This is a genomic window from Leptolyngbya sp. BL0902, from assembly GCF_016403105.1.
In the GTDB taxonomy this organism is placed as follows: domain Bacteria; phylum Cyanobacteriota; class Cyanobacteriia; order Phormidesmidales; family Phormidesmidaceae; genus Nodosilinea.
In genome coordinates this window covers 3,083,868-3,108,011 of sequence record NZ_CP046155.1, presented here as the reverse complement: position 1 = coordinate 3,108,011, position 24,144 = coordinate 3,083,868, and the positions used below count along the sequence as shown (strand labels likewise).

The 24,144-nt window shown below is 59.1% G+C and carries 25 protein-coding genes; 12 read left to right on the top strand and 13 right to left on the bottom strand.

The features are described 5' to 3' along the window. Positions 1-42: 42 nt before the first annotated feature. Positions 43-747, top strand: a complete 705-nt coding sequence (locus tag GFS31_RS13655; RefSeq protein WP_198805340.1) for a MotA/TolQ/ExbB proton channel family protein — start codon at positions 43-45, stop codon at positions 745-747. Continuing rightward, entirely contained in the window at positions 744-1,436 is a 693-nt protein-coding gene (locus tag GFS31_RS13650) for an ExbD/TolR family protein (protein WP_198805339.1), read from the top strand. Before GFS31_RS13655 ends, GFS31_RS13650 begins: the two co-directional genes overlap by 4 nt. Before the next feature lie 10 nt (positions 1,437-1,446). Here GFS31_RS13650 and GFS31_RS13645 read toward each other — a convergent pair whose 3' ends face one another. The 4 genes from GFS31_RS13645 to GFS31_RS13630 all read right to left on the bottom strand — a co-directional run bounded on the left by GFS31_RS13645 (position 1,447) and on the right by GFS31_RS13630 (position 5,374). Next, on the bottom strand, positions 1,447-1,971 hold the full coding sequence (locus tag GFS31_RS13645; RefSeq protein ID WP_198805338.1) for a hypothetical protein: 525 nt from the start codon (positions 1,969-1,971) through the stop codon (positions 1,447-1,449). Positions 1,972-2,148: 177 nt separating this feature from the next. Then, entirely contained in the window at positions 2,149-2,940 is a 792-nt protein-coding gene (locus GFS31_RS13640) for a hypothetical protein (RefSeq protein ID WP_198805337.1), read from the bottom strand. Between the two features lie 407 nt (positions 2,941-3,347). Further along, the gene (eno, locus tag GFS31_RS13635) at positions 3,348-4,631 is read right to left on the bottom strand and encodes a phosphopyruvate hydratase (RefSeq protein ID WP_198805336.1); all 1,284 of its coding nucleotides are present in this window, start codon (positions 4,629-4,631) and stop codon (positions 3,348-3,350) included. A gap of 347 nt (positions 4,632-4,978) precedes the next feature. Beyond that, a complete protein-coding gene (locus GFS31_RS13630) occupies positions 4,979-5,374 on the bottom strand; it encodes a Fur family transcriptional regulator (RefSeq protein WP_198805335.1) in 396 nt (131 codons plus the stop codon). Positions 5,375-5,471: 97 nt separating this feature from the next. On the opposite strand from GFS31_RS13630, the gene purS reads away from it, so the two are divergent. Together purS and purQ are read left to right on the top strand one after the other, a co-directional pair. Then, complete coding sequence (gene purS / locus GFS31_RS13625; protein ID WP_317135032.1) at positions 5,472-5,786, top strand: phosphoribosylformylglycinamidine synthase subunit PurS; 315 nt, start codon at positions 5,472-5,474, stop codon at positions 5,784-5,786. Positions 5,787-5,873: 87 nt separating this feature from the next. Further along, positions 5,874-6,575: a phosphoribosylformylglycinamidine synthase subunit PurQ gene (gene purQ, locus GFS31_RS13620; protein ID WP_198805334.1), complete on the top strand. Its 702-nt coding sequence runs from the start codon at positions 5,874-5,876 to the stop codon at positions 6,573-6,575. A gap of 179 nt (positions 6,576-6,754) precedes the next feature. Here purQ and GFS31_RS13615 read toward each other — a convergent pair whose 3' ends face one another. Further along, positions 6,755-7,930, bottom strand: a complete 1,176-nt coding sequence (locus tag GFS31_RS13615; RefSeq protein WP_198805333.1) for a tetratricopeptide repeat protein — start codon at positions 7,928-7,930, stop codon at positions 6,755-6,757. 83 nt (positions 7,931-8,013) lie between these two features. Here GFS31_RS13615 and GFS31_RS13610 point away from each other — a divergent pair, with 83 nt between their 5' ends. The 4 genes from GFS31_RS13610 (at position 8,014) to GFS31_RS13595 (ending at position 13,021) form a co-directional block, all read left to right on the top strand. After that, positions 8,014-9,441 carry a phospholipid carrier-dependent glycosyltransferase gene (locus tag GFS31_RS13610; RefSeq protein WP_198805332.1) on the top strand — a complete coding sequence of 476 codons (1,428 nt, stop codon included), beginning with the start codon at positions 8,014-8,016 and terminating at the stop codon, positions 9,439-9,441. Positions 9,442-9,884: 443 nt separating this feature from the next. After that, on the top strand, positions 9,885-10,862 hold the full coding sequence (locus GFS31_RS13605) for a DUF4230 domain-containing protein (protein WP_225907415.1): 978 nt from the start codon (positions 9,885-9,887) through the stop codon (positions 10,860-10,862). A gap of 33 nt (positions 10,863-10,895) precedes the next feature. Further along, positions 10,896-11,699, top strand: a complete 804-nt coding sequence (locus GFS31_RS13600) for a glutathione S-transferase family protein (protein ID WP_198805331.1) — start codon at positions 10,896-10,898, stop codon at positions 11,697-11,699. Between the two features lie 5 nt (positions 11,700-11,704). Then, positions 11,705-13,021 (top strand): FAD-binding oxidoreductase, encoded by a 1,317-nt coding sequence (locus GFS31_RS13595; protein ID WP_198805330.1) that lies wholly within the window; start codon positions 11,705-11,707, stop codon positions 13,019-13,021. Positions 13,022-13,183: 162 nt separating this feature from the next. Here the strand turns inward: GFS31_RS13595 and GFS31_RS13590 are convergent, their stop codons facing one another. Both GFS31_RS13590 and GFS31_RS13585 read right to left on the bottom strand, forming a co-directional pair. Then, complete coding sequence (locus GFS31_RS13590) at positions 13,184-13,465, bottom strand: hypothetical protein (RefSeq protein ID WP_198805329.1); 282 nt, start codon at positions 13,463-13,465, stop codon at positions 13,184-13,186. Positions 13,466-13,586: 121 nt separating this feature from the next. Beyond that, positions 13,587-15,137 carry a D-Ala-D-Ala carboxypeptidase family metallohydrolase gene (locus tag GFS31_RS13585; protein ID WP_198805328.1) on the bottom strand — a complete coding sequence of 517 codons (1,551 nt, stop codon included), beginning with the start codon at positions 15,135-15,137 and terminating at the stop codon, positions 13,587-13,589. Positions 15,138-15,696: 559 nt separating this feature from the next. Between GFS31_RS13585 and GFS31_RS13580 the strand changes: the two genes are divergently transcribed. Further along, positions 15,697-15,996: a hypothetical protein gene (locus GFS31_RS13580; RefSeq protein WP_198805327.1), complete on the top strand. Its 300-nt coding sequence runs from the start codon at positions 15,697-15,699 to the stop codon at positions 15,994-15,996. A gap of 153 nt (positions 15,997-16,149) precedes the next feature. Here GFS31_RS13580 and GFS31_RS13575 read toward each other — a convergent pair whose 3' ends face one another. From GFS31_RS13575 to GFS31_RS13565, 3 genes are all read right to left on the bottom strand, one after another. After that, positions 16,150-16,632 carry an Hsp20/alpha crystallin family protein gene (locus GFS31_RS13575; RefSeq protein ID WP_198805326.1) on the bottom strand — a complete coding sequence of 161 codons (483 nt, stop codon included), beginning with the start codon at positions 16,630-16,632 and terminating at the stop codon, positions 16,150-16,152. A 236-nt stretch (positions 16,633-16,868) separates the two neighbouring features. Beyond that, on the bottom strand, positions 16,869-17,564 hold the full coding sequence (locus GFS31_RS13570) for a PspA/IM30 family protein (protein WP_198805325.1): 696 nt from the start codon (positions 17,562-17,564) through the stop codon (positions 16,869-16,871). Between the two features lie 158 nt (positions 17,565-17,722). After that, entirely contained in the window at positions 17,723-19,231 is a 1,509-nt protein-coding gene (locus tag GFS31_RS13565; RefSeq protein ID WP_198805324.1) for an SPOR domain-containing protein, read from the bottom strand. Positions 19,232-19,536: 305 nt separating this feature from the next. Between GFS31_RS13565 and GFS31_RS13560 the strand changes: the two genes are divergently transcribed. The 3 genes from GFS31_RS13560 to rpsN all read left to right on the top strand — a co-directional run bounded on the left by GFS31_RS13560 (position 19,537) and on the right by rpsN (position 22,405). Continuing rightward, positions 19,537-20,157: a DciA family protein gene (locus GFS31_RS13560; protein ID WP_198805323.1), complete on the top strand. Its 621-nt coding sequence runs from the start codon at positions 19,537-19,539 to the stop codon at positions 20,155-20,157. 320 nt (positions 20,158-20,477) lie between these two features. Beyond that, the gene (locus GFS31_RS13555; protein WP_198805322.1) at positions 20,478-21,941 is read left to right on the top strand and encodes a GAF domain-containing sensor histidine kinase; all 1,464 of its coding nucleotides are present in this window, start codon (positions 20,478-20,480) and stop codon (positions 21,939-21,941) included. A 161-nt stretch (positions 21,942-22,102) separates the two neighbouring features. Then, the gene (gene rpsN / locus GFS31_RS13550; protein WP_198805321.1) at positions 22,103-22,405 is read left to right on the top strand and encodes a 30S ribosomal protein S14; all 303 of its coding nucleotides are present in this window, start codon (positions 22,103-22,105) and stop codon (positions 22,403-22,405) included. Positions 22,406-22,621: 216 nt separating this feature from the next. On the opposite strand, the gene GFS31_RS13545 is transcribed toward rpsN, so the two are convergent. From GFS31_RS13545 to GFS31_RS13535, 3 genes are all read right to left on the bottom strand, one after another. Next, positions 22,622-23,080 carry a VOC family protein gene (locus GFS31_RS13545; RefSeq protein WP_198805320.1) on the bottom strand — a complete coding sequence of 153 codons (459 nt, stop codon included), beginning with the start codon at positions 23,078-23,080 and terminating at the stop codon, positions 22,622-22,624. Beyond that, the gene (locus tag GFS31_RS13540) at positions 23,077-23,805 is read right to left on the bottom strand and encodes an ABC transporter ATP-binding protein (protein ID WP_198805319.1); all 729 of its coding nucleotides are present in this window, start codon (positions 23,803-23,805) and stop codon (positions 23,077-23,079) included. Before GFS31_RS13540 ends, GFS31_RS13545 begins: the two co-directional genes overlap by 4 nt. Positions 23,806-23,925: 120 nt before the next feature. Next, a complete protein-coding gene (locus GFS31_RS13535) occupies positions 23,926-24,144 on the bottom strand; it encodes a hypothetical protein (protein WP_198805318.1) in 219 nt (72 codons plus the stop codon).

The window sequence follows — 24,144 nt, the reverse complement described above, 5'->3', positions numbered from 1 at the left end:
CCGTGAGAATGCCCTAGATGCTGTGGCAATGAGGAGAGTGGTGTGAGTATACCGGAATTATTTGAACGGGGCGGCATCGCCATGTGGCCCCTGCTGCTGTTGTCCATTTTGGCAGTGGGGACGATTCTAGAACGGATCTGGTTTTGGTCGCGCATCCTCACCCGCGAACGGGAGGTGTCGGGGCGGGTGCTGGAGGCGGCACGGCGAGACTGGGGCGCAGCGGCAGACATTGCCCAGCGATCCAGTGCCCTGCCCATGGGGCGGTTTTTGTCCTCGGCGTTAAATCTGCAAGCCCCCGATCCTGAAGTGTTTCGCCTTGCCCTAGAGACCGCCGCCAACGAAGAACTGGCGATCATGGGCAAGGGCGACAAAGTTCTAGAGGCCGTCATTGCCCTCTCCCCGCTGCTGGGGCTGTTGGGTACGGTGCTGGGGTTGATTAACTCCCTGGGCTCCATTCAAATTAGCGACCTGGGCAGCGGCGATGCCACCGCTGGCACCTCCCTGGGCATTAGCGAAGCCCTGATTAGCACTGCTACGGGGTTGATTGTGGCCATCATCAGCTTGGCTTTTTACCGCTTGTTCCAGGGTTTTATCTTCGGACAGGCAAAAATGTTTCGGCAGGCGGGCAGCGAACTCGAACTGTTCTACCGCCAAAGCTGGGCCCAGGGGAAAATCCTTGCTCCCTCGGAAGCCTCGGCCTCCCTGTCCCCTTCAACCGACCCTACCCCGGAGGTTAGCCCCCTATGAAGGTTGACTTGCTCGACAGCCCCAAGGAAGACGTACGGCTAGAGATCATTCCAATGATCGACGTGATCTTCTGTATCCTCACCTTTTTTATTCTGGCGGCGGTGGGCCTCACCCGGCAGCAGGCCATTAGTCTAGATTTGCCCTCGGCCCAAACCGGACAGCCTCTGCCCGGTCAGATGGGTTCCATGGGAGATCGGCTCTACGTTAGTGTCGATGACCTAGGCCAGGTGTATTTAGATCAGCAGCCCGTCAGCATTGACCTGCTCTACGATGTGCTGCTTCAGTTTAGCCAGGTCAACCCCAACGGGCTGATGGTGCTCTATGCCGCCCGCGATGCCCGCTACGAAGATGTGGTGGGGGTGCTGGATATTCTGCGTTCCGTCGGCGGCGAGCGGGTGGCCCTAGCGACCCTACCCCGCGACATTGACCTCAGCGACCCCAATGCCAATACCTTCCCCTTCCCCGATGCCCTTCCCCAAGGTGTGCCTGGTGCGCCCAGTTTAGGCGATCCCGGCGCTAATCCGCTGGGAGATCCAGACGGGCTCACCAATCCCGCCATGCCCCTTAACCCGTCGAATCCTTCTCTGTCAGCCCCCCTCAGCCCATCGGAACGCTTCCCCCTAGCCCCAGGATCAGGGAGTCCGTCGCCGTCGCAACCCTTACCCTCCGATGGCCCCATTGCCGACTAGTCTGGGGGCTCTAGCTCATCCAGTTCATGCCGCCCAGAATGAGCAACACCACTACCGTTGCCGTTAGCCAACTGACCCGGCCACGCAGGGCATTGATTTCCGCAGCCTGCCGTTCTAGCAAGGGTGCTTCCAGGCGCGGGGGCAGGGCCGCAGGGGTGGGGGCGACATCAATGACCGGAGCCACTTCCTCAGTTTCAATGAGAGGAGGCCCGTCAAAGCGCAGTAGGTTAAACATCCAGCGAGTAATCAGCCAGGGGCAATTCTGCATCATCCAGCGCAGGGCAAAGATGCGAAAGATTGGTTTGCTGAGGCGGGCAACCCCCTTAAGGGGCCAGCGCAGGGCGCTAATGGGCACTTTTTGATCAATCAATCGCACCGCCCCCACGTCATAGAGACAGTCCAGAACCGATTGGGCCGTGGCCTTCTCCCGCTGAAACAGATTCTCTAGCAGTCGCAGCACTTCTTCCACTCGCTCGGTCTCGGTCTGGGTGAGGGTGGCGAGGGGTTGGAGGGGATAGGGAGGGCGGTTCTGCATGGCAATCGCGGCGGCACAAATCGGCTGGAGGGGCTCCTTGAAAACAGGGAAAATGCGGAATTATGATTCCAACTATGTCTAAGTCTACTGGTTGGGGCTGAGTTTCCGCCGCTATCCTTGGGAGGATCTTTAGAAACCGTCAGAGAAACGTCACCCGCGGCTCTCCCCAGTTCTCTGCTAAGCTCCGGGAGCCCCTGCAACCGCAATAACTTGGTCTTGGTGGGTCGCCGCGTAGCTATTGGGAGGATAGCGATCCAGGTGGCGGAAGAGGGCGATGGGCTTTTGCACCCGACAGGTATAGAACTCCACGATGACCTCCGAGTCGGGCCGCAGCACCACCTTGGGCAAAAAGTCCTCCGGCATTTTGGCCCGCCACTGCCAGGGAAGCTTGGCAGGCACAGCATCCACAAAACGATGGTAAGTCCAGCGGGTATAGCGGCCAAAGCGGCCAAATTCTCGAATTTCTCGCATGAAAATAGACGCCGACAAAAAAGATGCTAGGGATCCATCCCCCTCAATGCCGCCCATTAAATTAGGCAGCGACCCCATGGGATTGGGCATTTGATCGGGAGCTAGGGCTTCAATGGCCGATTCTAGGCGCTCGGTGGTGCTGAGCAAACTCGGCAGGGCCACGGTCATCCCCATGCCGCCCTCCTTGTCTTGGCGCAGATAGGTGACGAGCCGAATGCCAGGGGCCAGCCACAGGCCGGGAAGCTTGGTCAACACCTCTGAAGGATCCAGCGTGCTGACATACCAGCGCCCGTCGGTATTGGGAGCAGGCAGGTTTTCGTCCAGATCGTCCCCCACTCGAAAGAGGTCTCCGAGGGCATCGAGGGAGTCTGGGATGTTTTCGTCGTCCTCCGAGGCCGTCTCCTTGGGCTGAGCTTCGGCCATGGGCAGCACCAACGTTCCGCGAATCAACTGACTCACTTTTTGAACGGTTGGAAGGGGATATCGTTGAAACGCCATGAATTCCGAATCCGGCGGCTAGCTGCGGAGAAAAGGGATCACAACCCTAGGCAGGGTGTCATGCTTTGGGGTGGTCAGCAAAGATGATCCTGCACCATCGGCGGGGCGGGGGATGACACTGAGAATACCCCTAGGCTAGGACGGAGTTCGCCTCGCCTCCTAAATAACAATATTTCTACATTAACCTTTCCACCCGTCGGGATCATCCGGGGCCACCGAAGGAAAACTTGGCTCAATCCCGATCTTAGCGGGCCAACCAGGGGGCGGGAAAGCAGGCATTGTCCCAGGGCAGGCTGAGAATGGTCAGAACCCAACACCCCTGAAAGGCGTTGGGTTCTGCGGCTGGGCTGCGCCGAGCGGTGCGACCCTTTGGTGTTGGTGGCGCTAGGGCGATGGGTAGGCTGGGCCTACTGCTTGAAGGCGCTGGTTCCGGCGTATTTTGCCTTAGCACCCAGTTCTTCTTCAATGCGGAGCAGTTGGTTGTATTTGGAGAGTCGTTCGCCTCGACAGGGGGCTCCGGTTTTGATTTGTCCGGTCATGGCACCGACGACAAGATCGGCGATGAAGTCGTCGGGGGTTTCGCCGGAGCGGTGGCTGACCATGCAGGTGTAGCCCGCATCGTGGGACATTTTGATGGCGGCCAGGGTTTCGGTGATGGAGCCGATTTGGTTCACCTTGACTAGGGTGGAGTTACCCACACCGTCTTGGATGGCCTTGGCGATGATGGCGGGGTTGGTGACAAAGGCATCGTCGCCCACCAGTTGAATGCGGCCACCGAGGCGCTGGGTCATCCGTTTCCAGCCCTCCCAGTCTTGCTCACCCAGGCCGTCTTCGATGGAGACGATGGGGAACTGGTTCACCCAGCTTTCCCAGAGGTCAATCATTTCGTCGGAGGATTTGCGGCTTTGGTCGGATTTGTAGAACAGGTAGCTGCCGTCCTCTTGGTAGAGTTCGCTGACGGCGGGGTCGAGGGCGATGGCGATGTCGTCACCGGGGCGCAGGCCAGCTTTTTCGATGCCCTGCAAAATCACCTCGATGGCTTCGACGTTGCTCTTGAGGTTGGGGGCAAAGCCGCCTTCGTCGCCGATTCCGGTGCTATAGCCCGCCTTTTTGAGCACAGACTTGAGGGCATGGTAGACCTCGGCCCCGTAGCGCAGAGCTTCGGTGAAGCTGGGGGCACCCACGGGGGCAATCATGAATTCCTGGAAGTCTACGCTGTTGTCGGCGTGGGCACCGCCGTTGATGATATTGAAGCAGGGCACGGGCAACAGCACCGAATCGGTACTGCCCAGGGCCACGTAGAGGGGCACCCCGGCAGACTCCGCAGCGGCACGGGCCACGGCCATGGACACACCCAGGATAGCGTTGGCCCCTAGGTTGCCCTTGTTCTCGGTGCCGTCCAGCTCCAGCATTTTGCCGTCCACCGCCGCGAGGTCAGCGGCGTCCATGCCTTTCACCGCCGGGGCGATGGTGTCGTTGACGTTGGCCACGGCCTTGAGGACGCCCTTGCCACCGTAGCGGGCCTTGTCGCCGTCCCGCAGTTCCACGGCTTCGCGAATCCCGGTAGACGCGCCGGAGGGCACAGCGGCCCGTCCCTTGCTGCCGTCCTCCAGCACCACATCCACTTCAACCGTTGGATTGCCGCGAGAATCTAGGATTTCTCTCCCATGTACCGACGCGATTGCAACCATGACTATTCCTCCAGTGAGATTCAATCCAGTGAGATTCAGTGCCGTTGCCCTCAAAGGGATAGGCCAATCAGTCATGGGCCGATCCAGAATGACCTTTGGGGCAGCAAACCAGCGGGTAAACCTGTAGTATCCTACCGGGTTAAAGCCGCGAAATAGCGTACCTTTGGCAACGATTATCCAGGCGAGGGTCTATTTTGGGGAAACAGCCCAGATCAACCCCCTGCACGCCGCCTAGGTGGATAGTAGCGGAGATCGTTTCGGGGATCAGGAATGCTTAGAATCCCCTAAGGATCACACCTGCTCCAGTGATTCAAAACATCACCCAACCCTGACCGATAACTACGGTCTTAGGAGGTGGCGGAGAGAAGGCCCTGGCACTGGGGACAGAGGCCGAAAAATTCTAGGGTGTGGTAGAAAATTTTGAACTGATGGGCGGTATGGAGCTGTTTCTCTAGCTCGTGGACGGGGCATTCATCAATGGCGATGGAGTTGCCGCACTGTAAGCAGGTGAGGTGGTGGCGATCTTCCTGGGGCAGGCTGTAGAGGGCTTCCCCGGAGGGCAGCGTCCGCATCTGCACAGCCCCTTCCAGCTTGAGGGCATCGAGGGCGCGATAAATTGTGGCCAAACCTAGGGTCGATCCCTCCTGTCGCATTTCGATGTAGAGGGACTGGGCAGAGATCGGTTGGCTTACGCCCTTGAGGGTGGATAGAATCTTCTCTTGACTGCGGGTGCGTCGGGCCATGCTTGCTCGTTCGTGCTGGCTCTATTCTACCAACCCACGGGATGGGGTAGGATGGGGCTGGTTCGTAATCGATGCAGTTGCCGTTGGTTCAACGATAATGTATTCGGTGGAGACCGTTTTAGTTCAGTCCGTGGCGGAGTCGGCCATGCCTCAGTACAGCGCTCGTATTTATGTCACCCTGCGTCCGTCGGTGCTAGACCCGGCGGGGACGGCGGTGCAGTCTGGATTAGCCCACATGGGCTACACCAATGTCGATTCCATCCGCATCGGCAAGTATATTGAACTTTCCCTAGAAGCCGCTGACGAGGCCGCCGCCAGCCAGCAGATCGACCGCATGTGTGATCAGCTTTTGGCTAACCCCGTTATTGAGAATTATCGTTTTGAGCTGGAGGCTCTAGCGGTGCCAGTTTAGGGCGGCTAGCGTTCAGAATTCAAAGTTCAGAATTCAAAGTTCAAAATTCAATGTCCCTAGGACACCACACCTTACCCCTTCACCCCGATGAAATTTGGCGTAATCGTCTTTCCTGGAGCCAATTGTGACCGCGATGTGGCCTACGTCACCCGCGATTTGTTGGGGCAACCCACCCGCATGGTCTGGCACGAAGACAGCGACCTCAGCGACCTCGATGTGGTGGTGGTGCCGGGGGGCTTTAGCTACGGCGACTATCTGCGCTGTGGGGCCATTGCTCGATTCTCCCCCGCCATGCAGGCCACGGTGGCCCACGCCAACCAAGGCAAATGGGTGCTGGGCATCTGCAACGGGTTCCAAATTTTGACTGAAGTGGGCCTACTGCCCGGTGCCCTGGTGCGGAATCGGGATATGCAGTTCATTTGCGACCGAGTGCCCCTCCGCATCGAACGCACTACGCTACCGTTTACCGCAGGCTACCGCCAGGGCCAGGTCATCACCCTACCCATTGCCCACGGGGAAGGCAGCTACTACGCCGATGCCGCTACCCTGGCGGAGCTAGAGGAACATCAGCAGGTGGTGTTGCGCTACTGCGATACCCAGGGCAACGTTACCGATGCCGCCAACCCCAACGGATCGCTGAATAACATCGCCGGAATCTGCAACCGCCAGGGTAATGTGCTGGGCCTAATGCCCCACCCCGAACGGGCCGCTGACTCTCTGTTGGGCAGTACCGATGGCTTGGCCATGTTCCAAAGCCTGTTGCAGGCGAAAACCCCTGTCCTCGCCTAACCCACCTCTGCCCTAGGCATTCCAGGGGTGATCAGTCAGGCAGTTATCTAACCACGATCACCCTGGTTTCCTAGGCAAGGTGTAGCGCCCCTACAGCTACGCTCTAATGGACTGGGCTATTTTAGCGGCGTCCGTTAGAGCGTTTAGGGGGCATCCATAGGGAAATACCTGGGTCGTGCCTAGGGTGCAACGCCCCAAAAACTCATCAGGGCGGCGGCGCGTTCAGCCCCTTCGGGGTCGCCCTGGCGCAAGTACATAGAGCGGGCCAGTTCGATATTCGACACAGCCTGAGCCTGGAGCCCCTGCCCCCACAGGGCAAGCCCTAGGTTATAAAAGGCCGCCGGGTCATCAGGACGGGCCTCCGCCACGCGACGATAGGACAGCACTGCCTGGAGATACTGCTCTCGCTCTAGCAGAATGCCCCCTAGCAAGGCGTGGGCAGACACCAAATCAGGGTTGATCCGTACCGCCCGCATGAGGTGCTCAAAGGCAGCTTCGCGGTTGCCTTCCTGAAATAGGATGTAGCCCATTTGGTGCTGGGCTTGGGCATTGGTGCTGTTGAGCGCCAGGGCCTGGGTGAGGGCGGATCGGGCGGCGGAAACGTTACCTTGCAGCAGGTGAATACTGGCAATGCTGGCATAGAGGCTGTCTTTGTTGCTGCTGGCCCGCACCCCCTGATTGAGGTAGGTGAGCGCTTCATCGTAGTTGCCCTGGCGGATGTAGAGATTGCCTAGGGCTTCGTAGGCTTGGGCGTTGCCGGGGGCAATACGCACCAGTTCACGGTAGGTGGCTAGGGCGGCGACTTCATCACCCTGCTGAAGCTGGATGCTGCCGATACCCAGGTGGGCATTGGCCTCACGGGGGTGTCGGGAGAGGATTTCGCGGTAGACCGCTAGGGCTTCGGTGAGTTGATCGCTGTGGAAAAGGCTGTGGGCAAGGCCATAGCGGAAAGCTAGGTTGTTGCGGTCTAGGTCTAGGGCACGACGGTAGGCGGTGACGGCTTCCGTATAGTTGCCCTGCTGGATGTAGAGGTAGCCCATGCCAGAGAAAATGCGGGCGTTCTGGGGATCGATCTGGGCCGCCTGCCGATAGGCCGTGAGGGCTCCGGCTGGATCGCCAGCGGCGACTCGCGCCTGCCCTTGACGCAGCAATTCATCCAGTTGAGCTTGCTGGGCTGCGGTAAGGTTACTGGAGGAGGTCGCTTGGGCCAGTTGCAGAGGGGCTTGGGTTGCCCAAAGCTCCATGGACGGCTGGGGAGGCGCTATTTCGACCCTCGGCATGGCAGCCTCGGCGGCAACGCCCCAGCCACCCAGCCAGCCCACCATCATCCCAGCCAAAACGTGATTCCGTTTCACAGGCCATTCTCCTTGATCGTCATGATCGATCATGTGTCGCAATTCTTAATAATAGCCGTTTCCCTCACGGCCCCAGAACGGTAATGCCGAAGACCCTGCGCCCAACGTCCCTGTGGCTGGGAATTCTCGGCCTGAGTAGCCTCTCCCTAGGCCTGCGATTTTGGGGCCTGGGGCGATTCAATCAGCTCATTTTTGATGAAATCTACTATATCCCCTTTGCCCTGGGCTACCTCAACCGCAGCCCTGTTTTCGATGCCCATCCTCCCCTCGGCAAGTATTTGATTGCCCTGGGGCTTTGGCTCAGTCAGGGGCCTGCGACCCAGGGGCAGTGGCCCACGGTGGTCGTGGCTGGTCAGTCCGTTAGCCTGCTGAGCGGGCGATGGCTCAATGCCCTGGTGGGATCAACCCTCCCCGCCCTCGTCGCGGCCCTCGCCTACGGCCTGAGCCAGGGGCAGCCTCGCCCTCGTCGCGTCCGCTTTAGCCTCATGGCCGCAACGCTGATGACCCTGGAGGGCCTGACGCTGGTAGAGTCGCGGCTGGCGCTGATTAACCTCTACTGGCTGTGGTTTGGGGTCTTGGGGCAGGTCTGCTGGGTTTGGGCTAGGGGTTCCTTGGGGCGGCTGGCGACTGGGATCAGCCTAGGGGCCGCCATCAATGGCAAGTGGAACGGAGCAGCCTTTGGGCTGGGGCTGCTCTTGAGGCGGTGGAGACGCCAGGGTTGTGATCAGCCCATCTCCTGGCGCAGGGAACTGCTGTACGTTGGCATCCTGCCTACCCTGACCTACGGGCTACTGTGGCTACCCCACCTCGCCATGACCGGGGAATCCCTCTGGAAACTGCACCAGCAGCTATGGGGGGCTCACCAGACCATCGGGGCGCAGGCCATCCCCCATCCCTACTGCTCCCCTTGGTTTACCTGGCCCTTGATGCTGCGCCCGGTCGCCTACTTTTACCAGGCTTACCCGCCGGAGCAAGTCGTCACCATTCAGGCCATGGGCAACCCCATGCTCTGGTGGTGGTCAACCGCCGCTATCTTCGCCCTGGGGGTAAAGGTTTGTCGCAGCCCAGGGGCATGGTGGGGCCGATCTCAGCCGATGATTTCCCCCGTAACCAGCGATTCCCCTGCCCCCAGGGCCATCTCGGCCCCGGGCAATTCCTCGGCCCCCAGTACAGCGGCGGATGGTGGCGGCCCGTCGTCCTCCTCGGCCAGTGCCCTCACCGTCGAGGCTTTTTTAGTCGTCAACTATCTAACCCAGTGGCTGCCGTGGCTGCTGGTGAGCCGCTGTACCTTTCTGTACCACGCCCTGGGGATGGTGGTCTTTAGCGCCCTGGCGTTAGCCTGGTTGCTGTCCGGCTGGCTGGGGCATCGCCGCCGATCCCATCGGGCCATGGCTTGGCTCTTGCTGAGTTTAGTTGCCCTTGGCTTTCTTTTCTGGCTCCCCCTATTCCTGGGTTGGCCCCTGTCGCCGAGGGATCTCCATCGTCGCTGGTGGATTCCGAGCTGGATCTGAGGGCAAGCAGCCCTGCCAGAATCGAGGTTATGGTCAAACTTCAGGCTAGAGGCTACCCTCAGTCCTTAATCCAAGCTTAGGTTCTTCAGAATGTTTGGCTAGTACTAAGATCTTATCCACAGCCTTACCGAGGTCTGTGGATAAGCTAGGAAACGCATCGGCCTAATCACCCACCAAGCCCGCTGTAACCGCAGGGCCATAACGACTTTCGAGCACCGTTAACTTATGGCGGCAAAAGCGCAGCCTGTGGAAAACCAGGCTACTTTTGATGGGTTTGGCCAATATTGAGGCCGTAATTAGCGCCCCAGCTTACCCCAAAGGTTAAGTCTAGGTCAACCCAATTTGCGTATTCTAGGGCACACATTTTTGGGGCAAGCCCCCCGAATTAGCGAGGAATTTGTTAGCCTCAGAGGGACAATCTCACTGTGTAGATCCCTATTCCTATGGGCCACGTTCCTGCCGAGTCTGACACCGTTGATCGCCCCGAACCGAGCAACTCAACCGCTGCCATTATGCCCGCAGCGACAGATGATTGCTCCAGAACTAAAGATTCTTCTAACCATCGGCAAGGGAATCATCGGCAAGGAGCGGAGGCCATTCCCCGCGCAGGCCAGCCCTGGCTCTCCCCCCCCAGGGCTGATTCAGATGCAGATTGCCGCTATGGCTGGGCCGATCCTATGCCCAGACGGAGAACGCGCCCCTGGCGGTGGGCCTTGGGGCAAATGGTGATCGGCGGCACCGTGGCAGCGGGCCTAGTCATGGGCGTAGGGCTTTTGCGGACGGGGCAGCAGGTTTTGACCACCTTGCCCGCGCTGTTTATCCCGGTGGTGACGGAGCCGGAGGTGGATGTGCGGACGGTGGTGGTACGGCAGTTGCAGGGAGCCAGCGAACTGACCACAGCCATTTTCACCATGGAGGCCGTGGTACCCGCCCAGAGTGATCGCACCCTAGCGGGCTATGTCATTGGCTCCACCCACCTGCTCTACCTTGCCCACGGCCAAGTGCGGGCGGGGGTTGATCTGTCCCAAATTGCCGCAACAGACGTGGAGGTGGCGGGCGACTCGACCCTGCGGATTACCCTACCGCCGCCGCGAATCCTAGACAGCAAGCTAGACGTGAGTCAATCCACGGTCTACGCCTATGATCGGGGCTGGCTGGGCCTCGGCCCCGACAATGCTCCCCTGCTGCAAAGCCGTGCTCAGCAAGAAGCCCTGGCCAAAATCAACGCCGCCGCCTGCACCTCCGATCTACTCGCCGAGGCCAATCAGCGGGCCGAACTGGCCGTGGGCCAACTGTTGGCCACCGCCGGGTTTGCGTCGGTGGAGGTGATTACCCAGCCGCCCCATGCTTCGGCCTGTGCCAGCCCGTCACCCCAACAAATCTCGACAAATAGCGATACAGTGTTACCGGGTCAGACTTGATCCTCGATATCCCAGGCTGCTAAGAGGACGATCATGCTAGCGCTGTACCAGTTTGAAGCCTCCACCTACGCGGAGAAAGTTCGTCTCATCCTCGATTACAAGCAACTGCCCTACCAAAAGGTGGACGTCACCCCCGGCGTGGGTCAGGTTGAAGTTTTCCAAATGTCGGGCCAGCGCCAAGTGCCTGTGCTCAAGGATGGCGACCAAATCATCCCCGATTCCACCGCTATTGCCCTGCACCTAGAGCGCACCTACCCCGACCGCCCCATTCTGCCCACCGACCCCAAACAGCGGGGGCTGTGCCTTGCCCTAGAAAGCTGGGCCGATGAAGCCATTGTGCCCAATGCCCGCAAGGTGATGATCGGGGCCTTCAAGCAGCATCCCAATTTCCGCACGGCCTTGCTGCCAACGGCCACCCCCGACCTGCTGCGGAATCTGGTGGGTGCCCTGCCGGGGGATATTCTGAACCTCGTCGGCACCGGGGTTGGCTTTGGCCCTGACGATATCAAGGTCGCCGCCACCGCCCTGAAGCAAGATTTAGACGCCCTCTGTTTAATGCTGGAAAATAGCCCCTACCTGCTGGGCAACCAGCCTACCCTGGCGGATTTTGCCGTGGCTGCTGCCACCATGTACCTCAAGTTCCCCGACCGTCAGTATGTGGATCTGCCGGAGGGCATTTGCGGCAAGGGCGTCCCTGGCTTGGCCGACGTGCCAGAGTACCAGGCCGTCTTCGACTGGCGGGATCGGCTCTACGGTGAGTTTCGCACCCCCCGCACCGACGTTCCTCCCCCCTCGGCCTCCAGCGCCAGCGGCCCCACCCCCATCAGCATCGACTAGCGCCCATGGCTGACCTCGTTAGCACCCTCACCGCCCTGCTTGGGGCCGAATCTGTCACTTCCCAAGGCCAAATCGCCGCTGAGCTAGGGACATCCCTAGCCCAGGTCACGGTGGATCACACCCTGCCCCAGGCCGTGGTTTATCCCACCAGCGAAGCCCAACTGGCAGCGGTGATGGCCTGCGCCCACCAAAACCAGTGGCGGGTGTTGCCCTGCGGTGCGGGCAGCAAGCTCACCTGGGGCAGTTTGGCTCAGGGGGTTGATCTGGTGGTTAGCACCGCCCGCCTGAACCAGATCATCGACCATGCCGTGGGGGATATGACCCTCACCGCCCAGGCAGGGTTGACTCTGGCGGAATTGGCCCCCAAGCTCGCCGCTGTGAACCAATTTCTGCCTCTGGATCCGGCCTATCCCCATCGGGCCACCCTCGGCGGCATGGTGGCAACCGGGGATGCAGGTTCCCTGCGGCAGCGCTACGGTGGCGTGCGGGATATGCTGATTGGCCTTTCCCTGGTGCGCTACGACGGTCAGATTGCCAAGGCTGGGGGCCGCGTCGTGAAAAACGTGGCCGGATACGACCTGATGAAGCTGTTCACCGGATCCTACGGCAGCTTGGGCATGATTTCCCAACTCACCTTCCGCCTGTTCCCGGTGCAGGAAACCTCGAAAACCCTGGTCATTTCTGGGAACATTGCCGAAATCCAGACTCTCACCGCCGCCGTGCGCCGTTCCTCGCTGACCCCCGTGGCCCTAGACCTGCTTTCGCCCACCCTCGCCGCGGCCTTGGGTAGCCCAGAGTCCTTCACCCTCGCCGCCCGGTTCCAGTCCATCGCTCCTGGGGTAGAAGAACAGTTGGCTGTTCTGCGCCAGCTTCTCCCCGCCGGACTAGCCGTTCAGGAATTGGCAGAAGCCGAGGATCAAGCCTTTTGGCATCGGGCGAATGATTACCTCTTTCCCGCTGAAACAACGGCAACCACGACCGTAAAAGCTAAAGTTGGCCTGCTGCCCACCACCGCCTGCGACCTGTTGACCCAGCTTCAGCAGCTTGCCCCCGGCCACCTTGCCCGCATCCACGCCAGTAGCGGCATCGGTACGGTGTGCCTGGAGGCCACCACCGCCACCCCTGATCTCCTGACAAAACTGCGGTCTATCTGTGGGGCCTCCCAAGGCTATCTAGTGCTGCTGGAGGCATCCCCCGATCTTAAACAAGCCCTAGGGGTTTGGGGCGATGTTGGCCCTGCCCTGGCCCTCATGGAGGCTGTTAAAGCCCAGTTTGACCCCCAGCACCGACTCAGCCCTGGCCGCTTTGTGGGAGGGCTGTAAGCGCACAGGTTGGGCGGACAGAAGGTCGCCACCACCCGAAGACCTCCCTGGGGGCCTATCTTGGGACACCCTCATCCTGGGGACACCTTCGCTCTGGCTAGATGCGCTAAAAAATGGGCAGAGAAATCCTATGCCCATTTCGTGGAAAGCGCTCGCAAACCGTTAGTCGATGCGCTCGATTTGCCAGAGAATTTGATTGCCTTCGCGCCGCACCCGGGAAACAGACCAGTTGCGCCAGTGCCAAAGTTCGCCCCGACTGGTGACAGCGCTGGCATTCACGTCCATTAAATCAGCCAGTTCGGAACTGGTGATAAGATAGCCTTGCTTAGCGATTTCGTCGGCAATTTGCAGGGTCTCTAGGGCATTACGCAGCGTTTCTACCCTTTCTTGACGGGGCAATAGTTCAAAATTGTCGCTGGTCGGGGAAGTACCGGAATCCGCCATGGTAGAAATTGTTCTAACGCTTAAAAATCAAGGTAAATTTTAACCTTTTCCCTAGGGCTTCGGCAGGGTTCTTCCGAACAAATTATCTTGACTTTGTATTTAATTTCCCCAGGCTGATCGGTTAATACCCGTAATCCCACCGAGCCCGGTAGCCCCGAGCGTCAATATGGGTGAAGACCGAGGAGCTGGCGAGACCACCCCGTTGGCCCCACCAAGGACTGAGGCGGGCGTAGACATTGAAGCAACTGACCCCCGGAATGACAAAATCTACCGCGTCCCCCGACAGGTGGCGTGAAAACCGAGCCCCCCCGACGGCGGCATTGGTGGCAGGGTCACGATACCAGGAGTTGATGCGCATGGGGCGATCTCCGTACATACGACGAATTTCCTCTAGGGCGCGAGCTATCCGAAAGATGCCCTGCACCACAGCGGCATTGGCGGGTTTGCGATAGTAGCCCGTCGCTCGATTAACGTGCAGGGCCTCAGCCCAGGTAAAGTTGCCGGGCTGTCCGTACTGATTGACGGGATAGATCGGATCGTTGGAGTAGTAGGTGCCGCTGAGGCCAGGGAGGGTCAGCCGAATGCCGCGATCTACCGGGGCGGGGGCCGTTCTGGTAGGGGCCACCGGGGCCACCCCTTGATCCTTGGGATTGTTGCCCAGGCTGGTGCCCTCCATCTCAATATCGGGAATGTAGGCGTACCAGGTTGTGAGGTTTTTGGGCCCCAGAAAAGCACCCTGGAGGGCGACCCGCACATGGTTTTGGGCGGGCTGAGCGTAGGAGTTGAGCAAAAACACCGTCCCTTTTTTGACCAGCACCTTTTCCTCGCTGGTGAGCTGGCTGGACTGAATCGGCTGGGTTTTGAAGACCGTGTCCCCCTTCACCCGCAGCAGTTCCCGCCTGCCTTCAATGTTGACGTCGGGTTTATAGACAAACCACTGTCGCCTCGTCTCTTGGCTGGAGGGCACCTCCGCCAGCTCTATTTCCGCGTGGTCGCCAGCGGCGGGTGTGTTGTTGATCAGATGAAATCGGGCACCCTGGGCGATGGTCAACAGGCTGGTTGCCGGAAGCTGAGAGGAGTCCTTGGCCTCTCGTTTAAAGACGGTCTTGCGGATTGCCGTGAGGGTAATGTGGGTGATCATTTCCACATCACGGGCATCGACCCACCAGGTTTTTTGCGGCTGGTTCCCCAGGGTAGGCTCTCGCAGTTCTACCTGCCATTGATGATCCCCGAGATCAACGTAGTACTGAAGATCAAGAACGCTCCCCTGGGTGAGCAAAATTTTATCGACTTCCGCCAAGCGATCAGCGGGGAGAGGCTGTCGCCTAAAGTAGGTGGTTTTTTTTACCCGCAGTTTGGCCCCCAGGCTAGGACGATCTTCCCCCAGGGGGGCCAATCCCTCACCATCGGCCTCCCCTAGGCTCTCCTCCCCTTGGGGGTTCTTGTCCGGCGTAGCTGCGCCCATCCGATCTGGCTCCGATCCCCCAGATCCGACCGAAACTGTCATTGCCAAAGGGGCATCGGCCCGCAGAAACCACTGCCGCATCCCCTCAACATTGAGGACTTGTTCCCTGGGGTTGCTGGAGGAGGGCTTTTTCTGAATGCGGGAAATCCATTGATTGCCCTGCATGAGATAGATGGCTTCGTCGGTTTCCTTAACCCAGGTACCCATGATTGATCCTCATGAAACAGCGTATTGCGCCGGGATGCCCCCGTCCCTTTCGTTATGAATATTAGGATCGAATGCCCAATCTGGCGCAAGCCCCCACAAGATTCTGCCCTGGCAGGTGGCCCTACCTGCGGGATCTCCAGCCCCAGCTATCCTAAATCCTAGTATTTACCCCCAATTTAACCCTTGATCTTGCCCCTGTGGATCTGGTCGTTGGCGTAGCCTCCTCCATACTGAAATTCGTGGTGTTTGTCAAAGTCTCAAGGCTGGTAAAAACCCTAATTGATATAGGAGTTTTTCTATGCGGATTTAGGGCTATTTCCCAGTCCCAGATGGATAGGCTGTCTCGCCAGAGGCACTATCCTCTGTACGGGCCGGATCATTTTCTTAAAAACTGTGTCTTTGAATACACAAAGTTCCTCTTTCCCCCAAGGCTACGGTAATCTAGCTAAACGGCAGAAGGGCCTTAGCAGACCCGGTATTCATCGTGCCCCTTGGCCATTAGCCCCAAGGTTGTGCTCTCTGCCCTGTTTTTCAACCTGACGTTCAGCGGAGATCCACTGTGTCTGAGTACGCCATTGCCGCCGGAGATGTGGTTAAGCTAGCCGAACCCTACCGTCCTAAGGATTGGGCTACCCAGCAGCCCAAGGACTGGCCAGGGTTTGAGTATGGCCTAGTTGCCGAACTTGAGAACGACGAGCACGTTTCCCTTTTTTTGTACGACCGCGACGGCAAGCTCTTTGTCAGCCACCAGCACCCAGCCCATGCCCTTCTCGTCCCCACCATGGTGGACTTTTCCTTTGACCAACTCGAACCCTACGAGGCTTTAATTGGTACGGGCACATTTTGGGACGGCCTGTAGCTCAACCCACCAAAAAGGGGAACCTCAGTTCCCCTGAATTTAGACCTAGAAACAGGTTGGATGTTGGGATCGAATTAGGCTTTATGGCAGCAGCCTATTGTCCACGATTTCCGAAGGCTTTACCGCTGGATCGACATCATACCAACGGAGTTCCTAGGCTTTGGTTCCCTCACCTTCTGGCTGACGGGCCTCTAGGGTAGGAGCACCCAAGGTAATTTTCACAACCTTGGTTTGGGATTCCACTACTTTAGGCAGGGTCAGCGTCAGGATGCCATGGTTAAATTCGGCAGTTACCAGGCTATTTTGAATGGGTTCCGGCAGGTTAATGACCCGCTGGAACTGCCCATAGCGCACATCGTCATAGAGCAGCTTGGTATCCTCTGGCAAGGTCGGTTCAGGGCGCTGACCTTCTAGGGAAATGGTGTCAGCCGTCACCTGCACATTCAAGGCTTCAGGCTCAATACCAACCACATGGGCCGTCAGCAAAAAGTGATCGCCTTGATCCAATAAACGTACCGCCGGAGCCCAATCAGCCCTGGGCAAAACTTCAGCAGCAAAGTCACCAAAGACGTCGTTAATTTGACGGCGAATGGCATTAATTTCAGAGATGGGATCGAGATAGCGACGAACGATCATTACAGCAACCTCCTAGTTGTTGAATGAGTGGTTAAACCACCTAGGCTATGACTCTATAGTGTGCTATTTTTTTAGGCGGTTCTAGGGCGAGAAACCCTAATCCCATGGGGTATTTCCCCACCGAACCTACCGTACCCAGTTCCCCGAACCTCACCCGTTTCCCATGATTCGGCAATGCAATAATCTTGCAGAGTGTGGCTTTATCACGTAGTTTTTATCACCGTGGCTGTCAAGCCTTAACTTGCTGGGGGTAGGCTCTCTGGGGCTGGGGCAGATTGACCGAGTCGAGCTTTCATAGCATCGAGTTCTTGCTCAACGGGGCCACCCCTTTCTAGGGCAGTGAACTGGCGCTCTAGGGGGTCGCCACTGAGGTCTTGCATGGCCTCAGAACGAGCCTCTAAATCCAGCACGCGCTGTTCCATTTGGTCGAATGCCGTCTTGGCTCCACCGCTGCTAAAGCCACCGATCATCTCCTGCAAGCGCTGGGAGGCTTCGGCGGAACGGGCGCGGGCAATGTACAAATCTTTTTTGGTTTTAGCCTCGGCAATTTTAGTTTCTAGGCGGTGCATGTTTTCCTTCATGGTGGCAACCACCTGCCGCTGCTGCACCAGTTGACTATCCATGGCTTGGGCTGCTTCTAGGGAGGTTTGGCGGCGGGTGAGAGCCTGTCGGGCGGTGGCCTCGTCTCCTTTTTGCAGGGCGAGTTCAGCGCGGTTGTACCATTCTTGGGCGGTGGTTTGGGCCTGGGCGCTTTGGCGTTCGGTGCGCTTTTGGGTGGCAATGGCCTGGGCGACGGCCTGCCTCAGTTGCAGCAGATTCGACTCCATCTCCAACAGGGTTTGCTCCAGGACTTTGGCGGGGTCTTCAGCCTGGTTGACCATGCCGTTGAGGTTGGCCCGCAGGGTACGAAAGGCGCGATCAAACAACCCCATAGCGTTCTCCCAGTCTCCAAAATAAGAGGGCAGGTTGGCCCCCTGATTCAGCATAACAGCCGTTCTTTGGCCTAGGGGTGAACCGCAGGCCTGAGTCCCCAGCAGAGCGTCCTTGGTTTTCCCCAAAACAGCCCCACAGGCGGCGATTGAGGCCCTGGCTAGGGCGTATTGTAAACCTGAGCTGGGATACCTTGCTGCTGAAGTTGCTCCACCAAGGTGCGGGCAGAGGACTCCTGGGAAAATGCCCCCATTTGAATCTTGGTACCGCCCTGAAAATCGCGCACATAGGCATTGCCCACCACCCGGCGGGCAGACTCTAGGGATTGGTTGCCCGTGTAGTCTGTCACCACATAGAAGTTAGGCTGACTGGTGGCCGGAGGCGGAGTTGAGGCCGACGGGGTTAAGGGCGGCGGGGGCGCGGCGGAGAGTGAGGGCGGCGGTGTAGGGGCGGTGGTCACGGTGCCGAGGGGTTGGGGAGGTTGGGCCGCAGGAGGAGCCGCTGGAGCTGACGGTGGTGGAGCCGGACGTGCCGGGGGGGCGGCAATGGGAGGCATGGGCGCAGGGGGCGCAGACGCAGCGGGTCGAGCCGCACCGGGCGAAACGGCACTCGGCGATACCGTCACCGGAGTGGGGCGGCTGGGCGCACTGGGAGTCACAGGTTCTGTTCGGAGGGTGCCCGTAGGCCGAATGGGCTCCGTGGGTTGGGGAGGGCTGCTTGATGCTGTCCCAGCTTCGGTGGGGGAAGCCTCGGTGGGGGCAGGCGCTGAATCGGCACCGGGGGCAGAATTCAGTGCCCTGTCCGCTGGTTCTAGACTGGCCCCACTTCGCGAAGGCTCTACGGGTAGCCGACTCACCCGGTCAAGATCCAGGGCGTCAAAGGTCTGGCCTGACAAATCTGGGCCGATGCCTTGGAGCCCAGTGGGCACTTCCCCTAGGGCCGGAGGTGCCCCATCCTCAGCATCAGGAGCCGGAGAGGAGGAATGCCCCAGGCCAACTCGATCCCGTAAATGGTCGAGGGCGGCGGGGGAGGTGGCCAAATAGCCTAAGCCCGCACTGCCCACCAGCAACAGCAGCAATGCCCCCACCCCTAACGGCGTAGAAAGCCGTTGGGCCAGGGACGGTTCATAGTCGGCCTCGTCTTGGGGGAAGTAGGGCTCTGGATAATAGGGCTCCTCTGGACGATAGATGGGCGCAGCGGCGGGCGCACTGCCCAGCAAAGCCGCTGTGCTCTCCAGGTAGGCATCTGGTGCCGGGGCATAGGGGGCTAGGGTACTGCCCAGATCAGTCGCAGCGGTGGGCGGTACACCAGGAATAGCCCCTGGTGCGTAGGCCGGAAGACTGGGGGTGGCCGACGCCGTGCGGCGTTTCTGGGGCACGGGCGGATCCGTCAGCCTGCGGGTGGGTTGGCCCTGGCTGGGCTTAGAGCCAGACGCCTGGAGGGGCATCAAACTGGGGGCGGGGCGACCCTTGGGCCGAAAGGCAAGTTTGCGCTGAGTATCGGGACGAGGCCCCTGTCCGGTGCGGCTATGGCGATAGCGTAGGATCTCATCATCCAGGTTCACCATGAGACTCCCCAGGGCGCGGTGGAGGTCGGGGCTGGGTGGGCTGGCTACCCCTGGCTGGGAAGCATTAGGATAGGGTGTGGAACCAACCGACGGATGAACCATGGCGTAACGTCCTAGACGACCGATCAACGGAACACCCCTAATACTACTGATTTCTTCCCCATTGACAACGTTCGTTACAGTCTAGTTACCCGCTAGGATCCAGTTAATCTGTGAGAAGGTTGGGTTAAAGCCAGATGGAGATGGGCATCGAAGCTATGTCCTCGCCCACCACGGAGATCGGGCAGACTTAACGTTAGCCCCCAGGGTGCCTCTCGCTAGTCTGAGTCTTGCGCCATCGAGGCTTGCCCACCGCCCCACCGCCCACCCCAAGGGCCGAGCTACCGTCCACCTCCCTAGGCATACCCATGTCCCTCGATGCCCTTGGCCACCTGTTAAACCAGGTTGAGAAACAGCCTGCATGGCGTAGGCAAGGGCAGTTTCGGCGCATTCTAGAAAACTGGTCTGCCGTGGTAGGGCCTGCTGTCGCCCGCCAATCCCGGCCTGTGCGGCTAGAGCAATCGATTCTTTACGTTACCGTCATAAATCCAATGTGGGCGCAGACCCTCACCCTAGAGCGAATCGGCATTCTCACCAAGCTCAACCAACAGCTTCAGATCGACCTCCAAGACCTACGGTTTTCCAGTGGCGACTGGTTTCGCCGCCCCCACCCCAAAACCTTGCCCAGTTCAGCCCCCATCAATAACCTGCCCGACTGGCTACGGCAGCACCCCAGCTTCGAGCCCGACGTGATTTCCACCCCACCTCCTATCGATCACCGTCCTACAGCCCAGGAAAGTTTCCAGCGCTGGGCCAGGGTGGCCCAGACTATGGCGGCCCAACGGATGCTCTGCCCAGATTGTCGTTGCCCCACCCCACCGGGCGAACTGAAGCGCTGGTCTCGCTGTAGTATCTGCGCCGCGAAACACTTTAGCCAGAACGGCCAGGGCCAAGGGCACCGCGATCCCCTACCGCCCTGGACAACCTAGCGGGTGCTGGGACACAAAGCCGCAGCGTAGTCAACAATAGCCACTACGTAGGGCCGTCGGTGGGGGTAACACCTGATCGCCTGTCTCCGTACTGGGTTGTGCCCATCTTGTTCCCCAGCGTCCTGCGCGCTTCTAATCAGCCGCCCGCCCAGCGCCATTCCCTTCTAGGCCCGCTTCCTCTGCTCCACCGAGGAAACCGAGTGTCAGGAGTCAATATGAAATGGCGTATAAAAATTTACGTTTTTTTCAAAAAAACTGCGCATTCAGGCCGCGATTCGGGAATGCTAAGGATGTCTTCCTAACTTCCTCCATCTGTGGCCATGAGTTTCCTAGTTTCCCCAGCCCATGGACTTGCTCCCAATGATGTAACGGTGGACAGTTGGTCTGCCCATCGCCCGCTTGCGGTGACGAGTCCCCATTCAACCCAAGAGCGCTTAGACGCTATTGCCGCCCTCCACCTTGAGGACAATCGCAGTATTCCTGCCTTCGAGGAAGCGATTCAACTCGTGCGAGATCATTTAGGGATTGCCATCGGCTGGGTAAGCGTGGTCTTAGCGGATACCGAAGTTCTGAAGGCCACCTACGGCCTCTCCAGCCTGGGCCTGGGAAATCCCCTGGCCGAACATCGACAGCTACCGCTGGCCGACAGCCTCAGCCCCTACGTCCTCGACTGCCAACAGCCCTGGGCCGTGGCCGATGCCACCCAACTCCCCCACCACAGCCCAACGGCGATGATGGCCACCTATGGTCTGGCGGCCTACTGTGCCGTGCCCCTCATCACCAGCCAACATCAGTGCATTGGTGTCCTCGCGGTGATGGATCGCCAGCCTCGGCAGTTCAGCGCTCAGGATGTCAGCTTTTTGGCGATGGCAGCCCGTTGGGGCATGGGAGAATACGAACGGCAACAGGCCACCACCCGACCGATGTCTGCGGCCCAGACCACGCAAGCCGAGCAGGCGGCGGTAGATGCCGTGCGGCTACACCTGATTGGCCAACTGATTCAGGATATGCGCAATCCTCTCACCGCTGTTCTCGGCATGACCAGCATGTTGGGCCGCGAAATCTACGGCCCCCTCACCGAAAAACAGCGGGAGTATGTGGAAATTGTGCGCACCAGCAGCCAAACCCTGATGCACCAAGTCGATGAAATGCTCGATCTGGGGCTGATTAGCCCAGAAACCAACAAACTCGTCGCCGCCCCCGTTGATATTCACCGCCTCGGCCATCAGGTGCTCGACACCCTAGCGCCCCTAGCCGAAACCCTCTCCCAAACCCTAGATCTCACCGTAGAGCCCAACCAAGGACTCTGGATTCTCGACCAGCACACGGTCAAGCAAATCCTCTATCACGCCGTGTTTAGCCTCATGCACATGGCCAGCGAAAACAGCATCCTGCGGATTCATAGCTCCCGCAAAGGCCAATCCCTCACCCTGGCCCTTTGGGTGTCTAATCCCTGGTTAGGGGAGGGGCTACCGAACAGCATGATTAGTCTTTGTCAGTCCCTCGAACAGGGCGACGGCTGCCAGCGCCTAGAAAACGATCTCTACAATCAGGGTCTGTTGGGGAATGGCCTCACCCCAGCGGACTTGTCTAAGCACTGGCTGGGGCTGCTTCTGTGCCATCACCTTGCCCAGCATCACGGTGGCCACCTCCGTCTTCAGGGCAGTGATGAGGCCGGATATCGTCTGGTCATTGCCTTGCCTGCCCTCCGCAGTAGCCCGCCCCGGCTAGACACAGATCTCATACCGCCGCCCCTGCCCTCCAGCCCTGGTAAAGCGGGTTAGTGGGCCTGCACTTCAGCGTTGCCCCCCTAATGGCACCGCTAGGAGCCCCAACCCCTAACCTCTGTCTGTTCAGGGGCAGGGGGGAGTTTACACAAAGCCTCTCTATCCCTTAAACTAGAAGACTGTGTCTGTAATCCAAGGTTCTACGGCTAGGAAACTCCATGGCGAAGAAAAGCATGATTGCCCGCGAGAACAAGCGGGAACAACTGGTGGCCAAGTACGCCAAAAAGCGGGAAGCCCTGCTTGAGGAATTTAACAATGCCCAATCTCAGCAAGAGCGGGTTGAAATCCACCGCAAAATTCAGCAACTGCCCCGCAACAGTGCCCCCACTCGCCTGCACAACCGCTGCTGGATGACGGGCCGTCCCCGTGGCTACTACCGCGATTTCGGCCTTTGCCGCAACAAACTGCGGGAAATGGCCCACCAAGGCTTGCTCCCCGGCGTGGTGAAGTCGAGCTGGTAGTTTTCGCCAGAACAGTCCGCAGGACGGTGTTGAGCCCTTAGCTAGAACCTCGCTTCAGGGATAACCCATTCTAGTCAGGGCTTTCTCGATAACGCCCATTCATTGGCCTTCTGGGGTAAAACCCGGAGGCCATTTTTGTCTGGACTTTTCCAATCGCGGGCCTGACGGCAGCGCAACCACCGCCGAGGGCACCGCACTAGCTGAGCTGGGCTAGCCCTAATCGGGGTCGCAGCGGATTTCTACCATAAAGCCATCGGGATCATAGAAATACACGCCGCGCCCGGTGGGCCGACGGACGGGGCCGTGGGCGATGGCAATCTGGTGATGGCGCAGCACCGCCAGAGCTTGATCAAACTGATCCGCAGGGATGTCAAAAGCTAGGTGATAGGCGCGGGTGAAGGTGCGTTCGGGGTCGGGGTCGGGGGGATCGAGCTCTGGCGCGTAGAACAGGTCGAGGATCAGGCCATCGGGCAGGAGGAAGTTGGCCACCTTACCTGCCGCCACCAAGGCTTTGAGGGTATCATCTACCTCGTCTCCGGTGAGTTCGCGTAGCCCCAGCAGCCCACCATAGAACTGGCGTGAGGCCGTCATATCCTTCACATTCAGCGCCAGGTGATGGATCCGACGCAGTTGGCCCGGTTGCAGGGCCACAGGGGGAAAAGCATCAGCGGTCATGGAGCAGTGCCCAGGGTGGTCAACGAGGTGAGGTCGGCGGGATGGAGGTGATCGTTCATCACTTCTCCGTCCTTAAACCAAATGATACGCTGGCTGGCGCGGGCCACGTCGGGTTCGTGCGTCACCATCACCACGGTGATGCCGCTGGCGTGGAGGTCGGCAAAAATCTTGAGCACCTCTTCAGTAGTGTGGGTGTCGAGGGCTCCCGTGGGTTCATCGGCCAGTAGCAACAGGGGACGGTTAACGATGGCGCGGGCAATGGCGACCCGCTGCTGCTGCCCTCCAGAGAGCTGGGTGGGGCGATTGTTGATGCGGTTGCCCAAGCCGACTTGCTCTAGGGCGGCAAGGGATCGCTGTCGCCGTTCCGCCTTGGCCACCCCGGCATAGACCATGGGCAATTCCACATTTTCCCGCGCCGTTAGCTGGGACAACAGATGAAACTGCTGGAACACAAAGCCAATTTTGCGGTTGCGAATGTGGGCGAGATCGCTATCCGCCAGCGTCGCCACATTTTGCTGATCAAAGTAATAGTCTCCGGCGGTGGGCCGATCCAGACAGCCAATCATATTCATGGCGGTGGACTTGCCCGAGCCAGACGGCCCCATGATGGCACAATATTCCCCCGGAAAAATCGCCAGGTTGACTTTCCACAGGGCGCGCACCTCGGTATTGCCCTCGCCGTAGATTTTTTGCAAATTGCGAAACTCAATCAGAGGGGATGGCATCTTAGGCGGCACCTGCGCGGGTGAAAGGGACGTTTTAGGACTGTCGCCAATTCTCGGTGGTTAATCCAGGAACTCGATCAAATTCCCGTTGATTGGCTGTAATCATCAGTAGGTTATGCATCACAGAAGTTCATCACGGTAGGATTCAAACGCGGGGAAATCAGGCACTCCCTCATAGGTCAGAATGACCTCTGTCCACTGAGATAGGGGCTTAGGGTAATTTTCTGTTGTTTGACGTAAGGCATTGAGAATCAAAGTTTGCAAAGGAATATTGGATTGCGCGGCTTGGCGGGTCAAATCCTGTTCAAGATCCGGTGGCAAATTGATCATGATTTGCAT

What these genes read in the sequence shown, in the direction of transcription:
- GFS31_RS13600 (WP_198805331.1), top strand. Translation starts at nt 10,896, where the DNA reads ATGCTAGCGCTGTACCAGTTTGAAGCCTCCACCTACGCGGAGAAAGTT.
- purS (WP_317135032.1), top strand. Translation starts at nt 5,472, where the DNA reads ATGTATTCGGTGGAGACCGTTTTAGTTCAGTCCGTGGCGGAGTCGGCC.
- GFS31_RS13555 (WP_198805322.1), top strand. Translation starts at nt 20,478, where the DNA reads ATGAGTTTCCTAGTTTCCCCAGCCCATGGACTTGCTCCCAATGATGTA.
- GFS31_RS13590 (WP_198805329.1), bottom strand. Translation starts at nt 13,465, where the DNA reads ATGGCGGATTCCGGTACTTCCCCGACCAGCGACAATTTTGAACTATTG.
- GFS31_RS13575 (WP_198805326.1), bottom strand. Translation starts at nt 16,632, where the DNA reads ATGATCGTTCGTCGCTATCTCGATCCCATCTCTGAAATTAATGCCATT.
- GFS31_RS13645 (WP_198805338.1), bottom strand. Translation starts at nt 1,971, where the DNA reads ATGCAGAACCGCCCTCCCTATCCCCTCCAACCCCTCGCCACCCTCACC.
- GFS31_RS13595 (WP_198805330.1), top strand. Translation starts at nt 11,705, where the DNA reads ATGGCTGACCTCGTTAGCACCCTCACCGCCCTGCTTGGGGCCGAATCT.
- eno (WP_198805336.1), bottom strand. Translation starts at nt 4,631, where the DNA reads ATGGTTGCAATCGCGTCGGTACATGGGAGAGAAATCCTAGATTCTCGC.
- purQ (WP_198805334.1), top strand. Translation starts at nt 5,874, where the DNA reads ATGAAATTTGGCGTAATCGTCTTTCCTGGAGCCAATTGTGACCGCGAT.
- rpsN (WP_198805321.1), top strand. Translation starts at nt 22,103, where the DNA reads ATGGCGAAGAAAAGCATGATTGCCCGCGAGAACAAGCGGGAACAACTG.
- GFS31_RS13650 (WP_198805339.1), top strand. Translation starts at nt 744, where the DNA reads ATGAAGGTTGACTTGCTCGACAGCCCCAAGGAAGACGTACGGCTAGAG.
- GFS31_RS13570 (WP_198805325.1), bottom strand. Translation starts at nt 17,564, where the DNA reads ATGGGGTTGTTTGATCGCGCCTTTCGTACCCTGCGGGCCAACCTCAAC.
- GFS31_RS13630 (WP_198805335.1), bottom strand. Translation starts at nt 5,374, where the DNA reads ATGGCCCGACGCACCCGCAGTCAAGAGAAGATTCTATCCACCCTCAAG.
- GFS31_RS13585 (WP_198805328.1), bottom strand. Translation starts at nt 15,137, where the DNA reads ATGGGTACCTGGGTTAAGGAAACCGACGAAGCCATCTATCTCATGCAG.
- GFS31_RS13560 (WP_198805323.1), top strand. Translation starts at nt 19,537, where the DNA reads ATGTCCCTCGATGCCCTTGGCCACCTGTTAAACCAGGTTGAGAAACAG.
- GFS31_RS13610 (WP_198805332.1), top strand. Translation starts at nt 8,014, where the DNA reads ATGCCGAAGACCCTGCGCCCAACGTCCCTGTGGCTGGGAATTCTCGGC.
- GFS31_RS13540 (WP_198805319.1), bottom strand. Translation starts at nt 23,805, where the DNA reads ATGCCATCCCCTCTGATTGAGTTTCGCAATTTGCAAAAAATCTACGGC.
- GFS31_RS13640 (WP_198805337.1), bottom strand. Translation starts at nt 2,940, where the DNA reads ATGGCGTTTCAACGATATCCCCTTCCAACCGTTCAAAAAGTGAGTCAG.
- GFS31_RS13535 (WP_198805318.1), bottom strand. Translation starts at nt 24,144, where the DNA reads ATGCAAATCATGATCAATTTGCCACCGGATCTTGAACAGGATTTGACC.
- GFS31_RS13565 (WP_198805324.1), bottom strand. Translation starts at nt 19,231, where the DNA reads ATGGTTCATCCGTCGGTTGGTTCCACACCCTATCCTAATGCTTCCCAG.
- GFS31_RS13545 (WP_198805320.1), bottom strand. Translation starts at nt 23,080, where the DNA reads ATGACCGCTGATGCTTTTCCCCCTGTGGCCCTGCAACCGGGCCAACTG.
- GFS31_RS13605 (WP_225907415.1), top strand. Translation starts at nt 9,885, where the DNA reads ATGGGCCACGTTCCTGCCGAGTCTGACACCGTTGATCGCCCCGAACCG.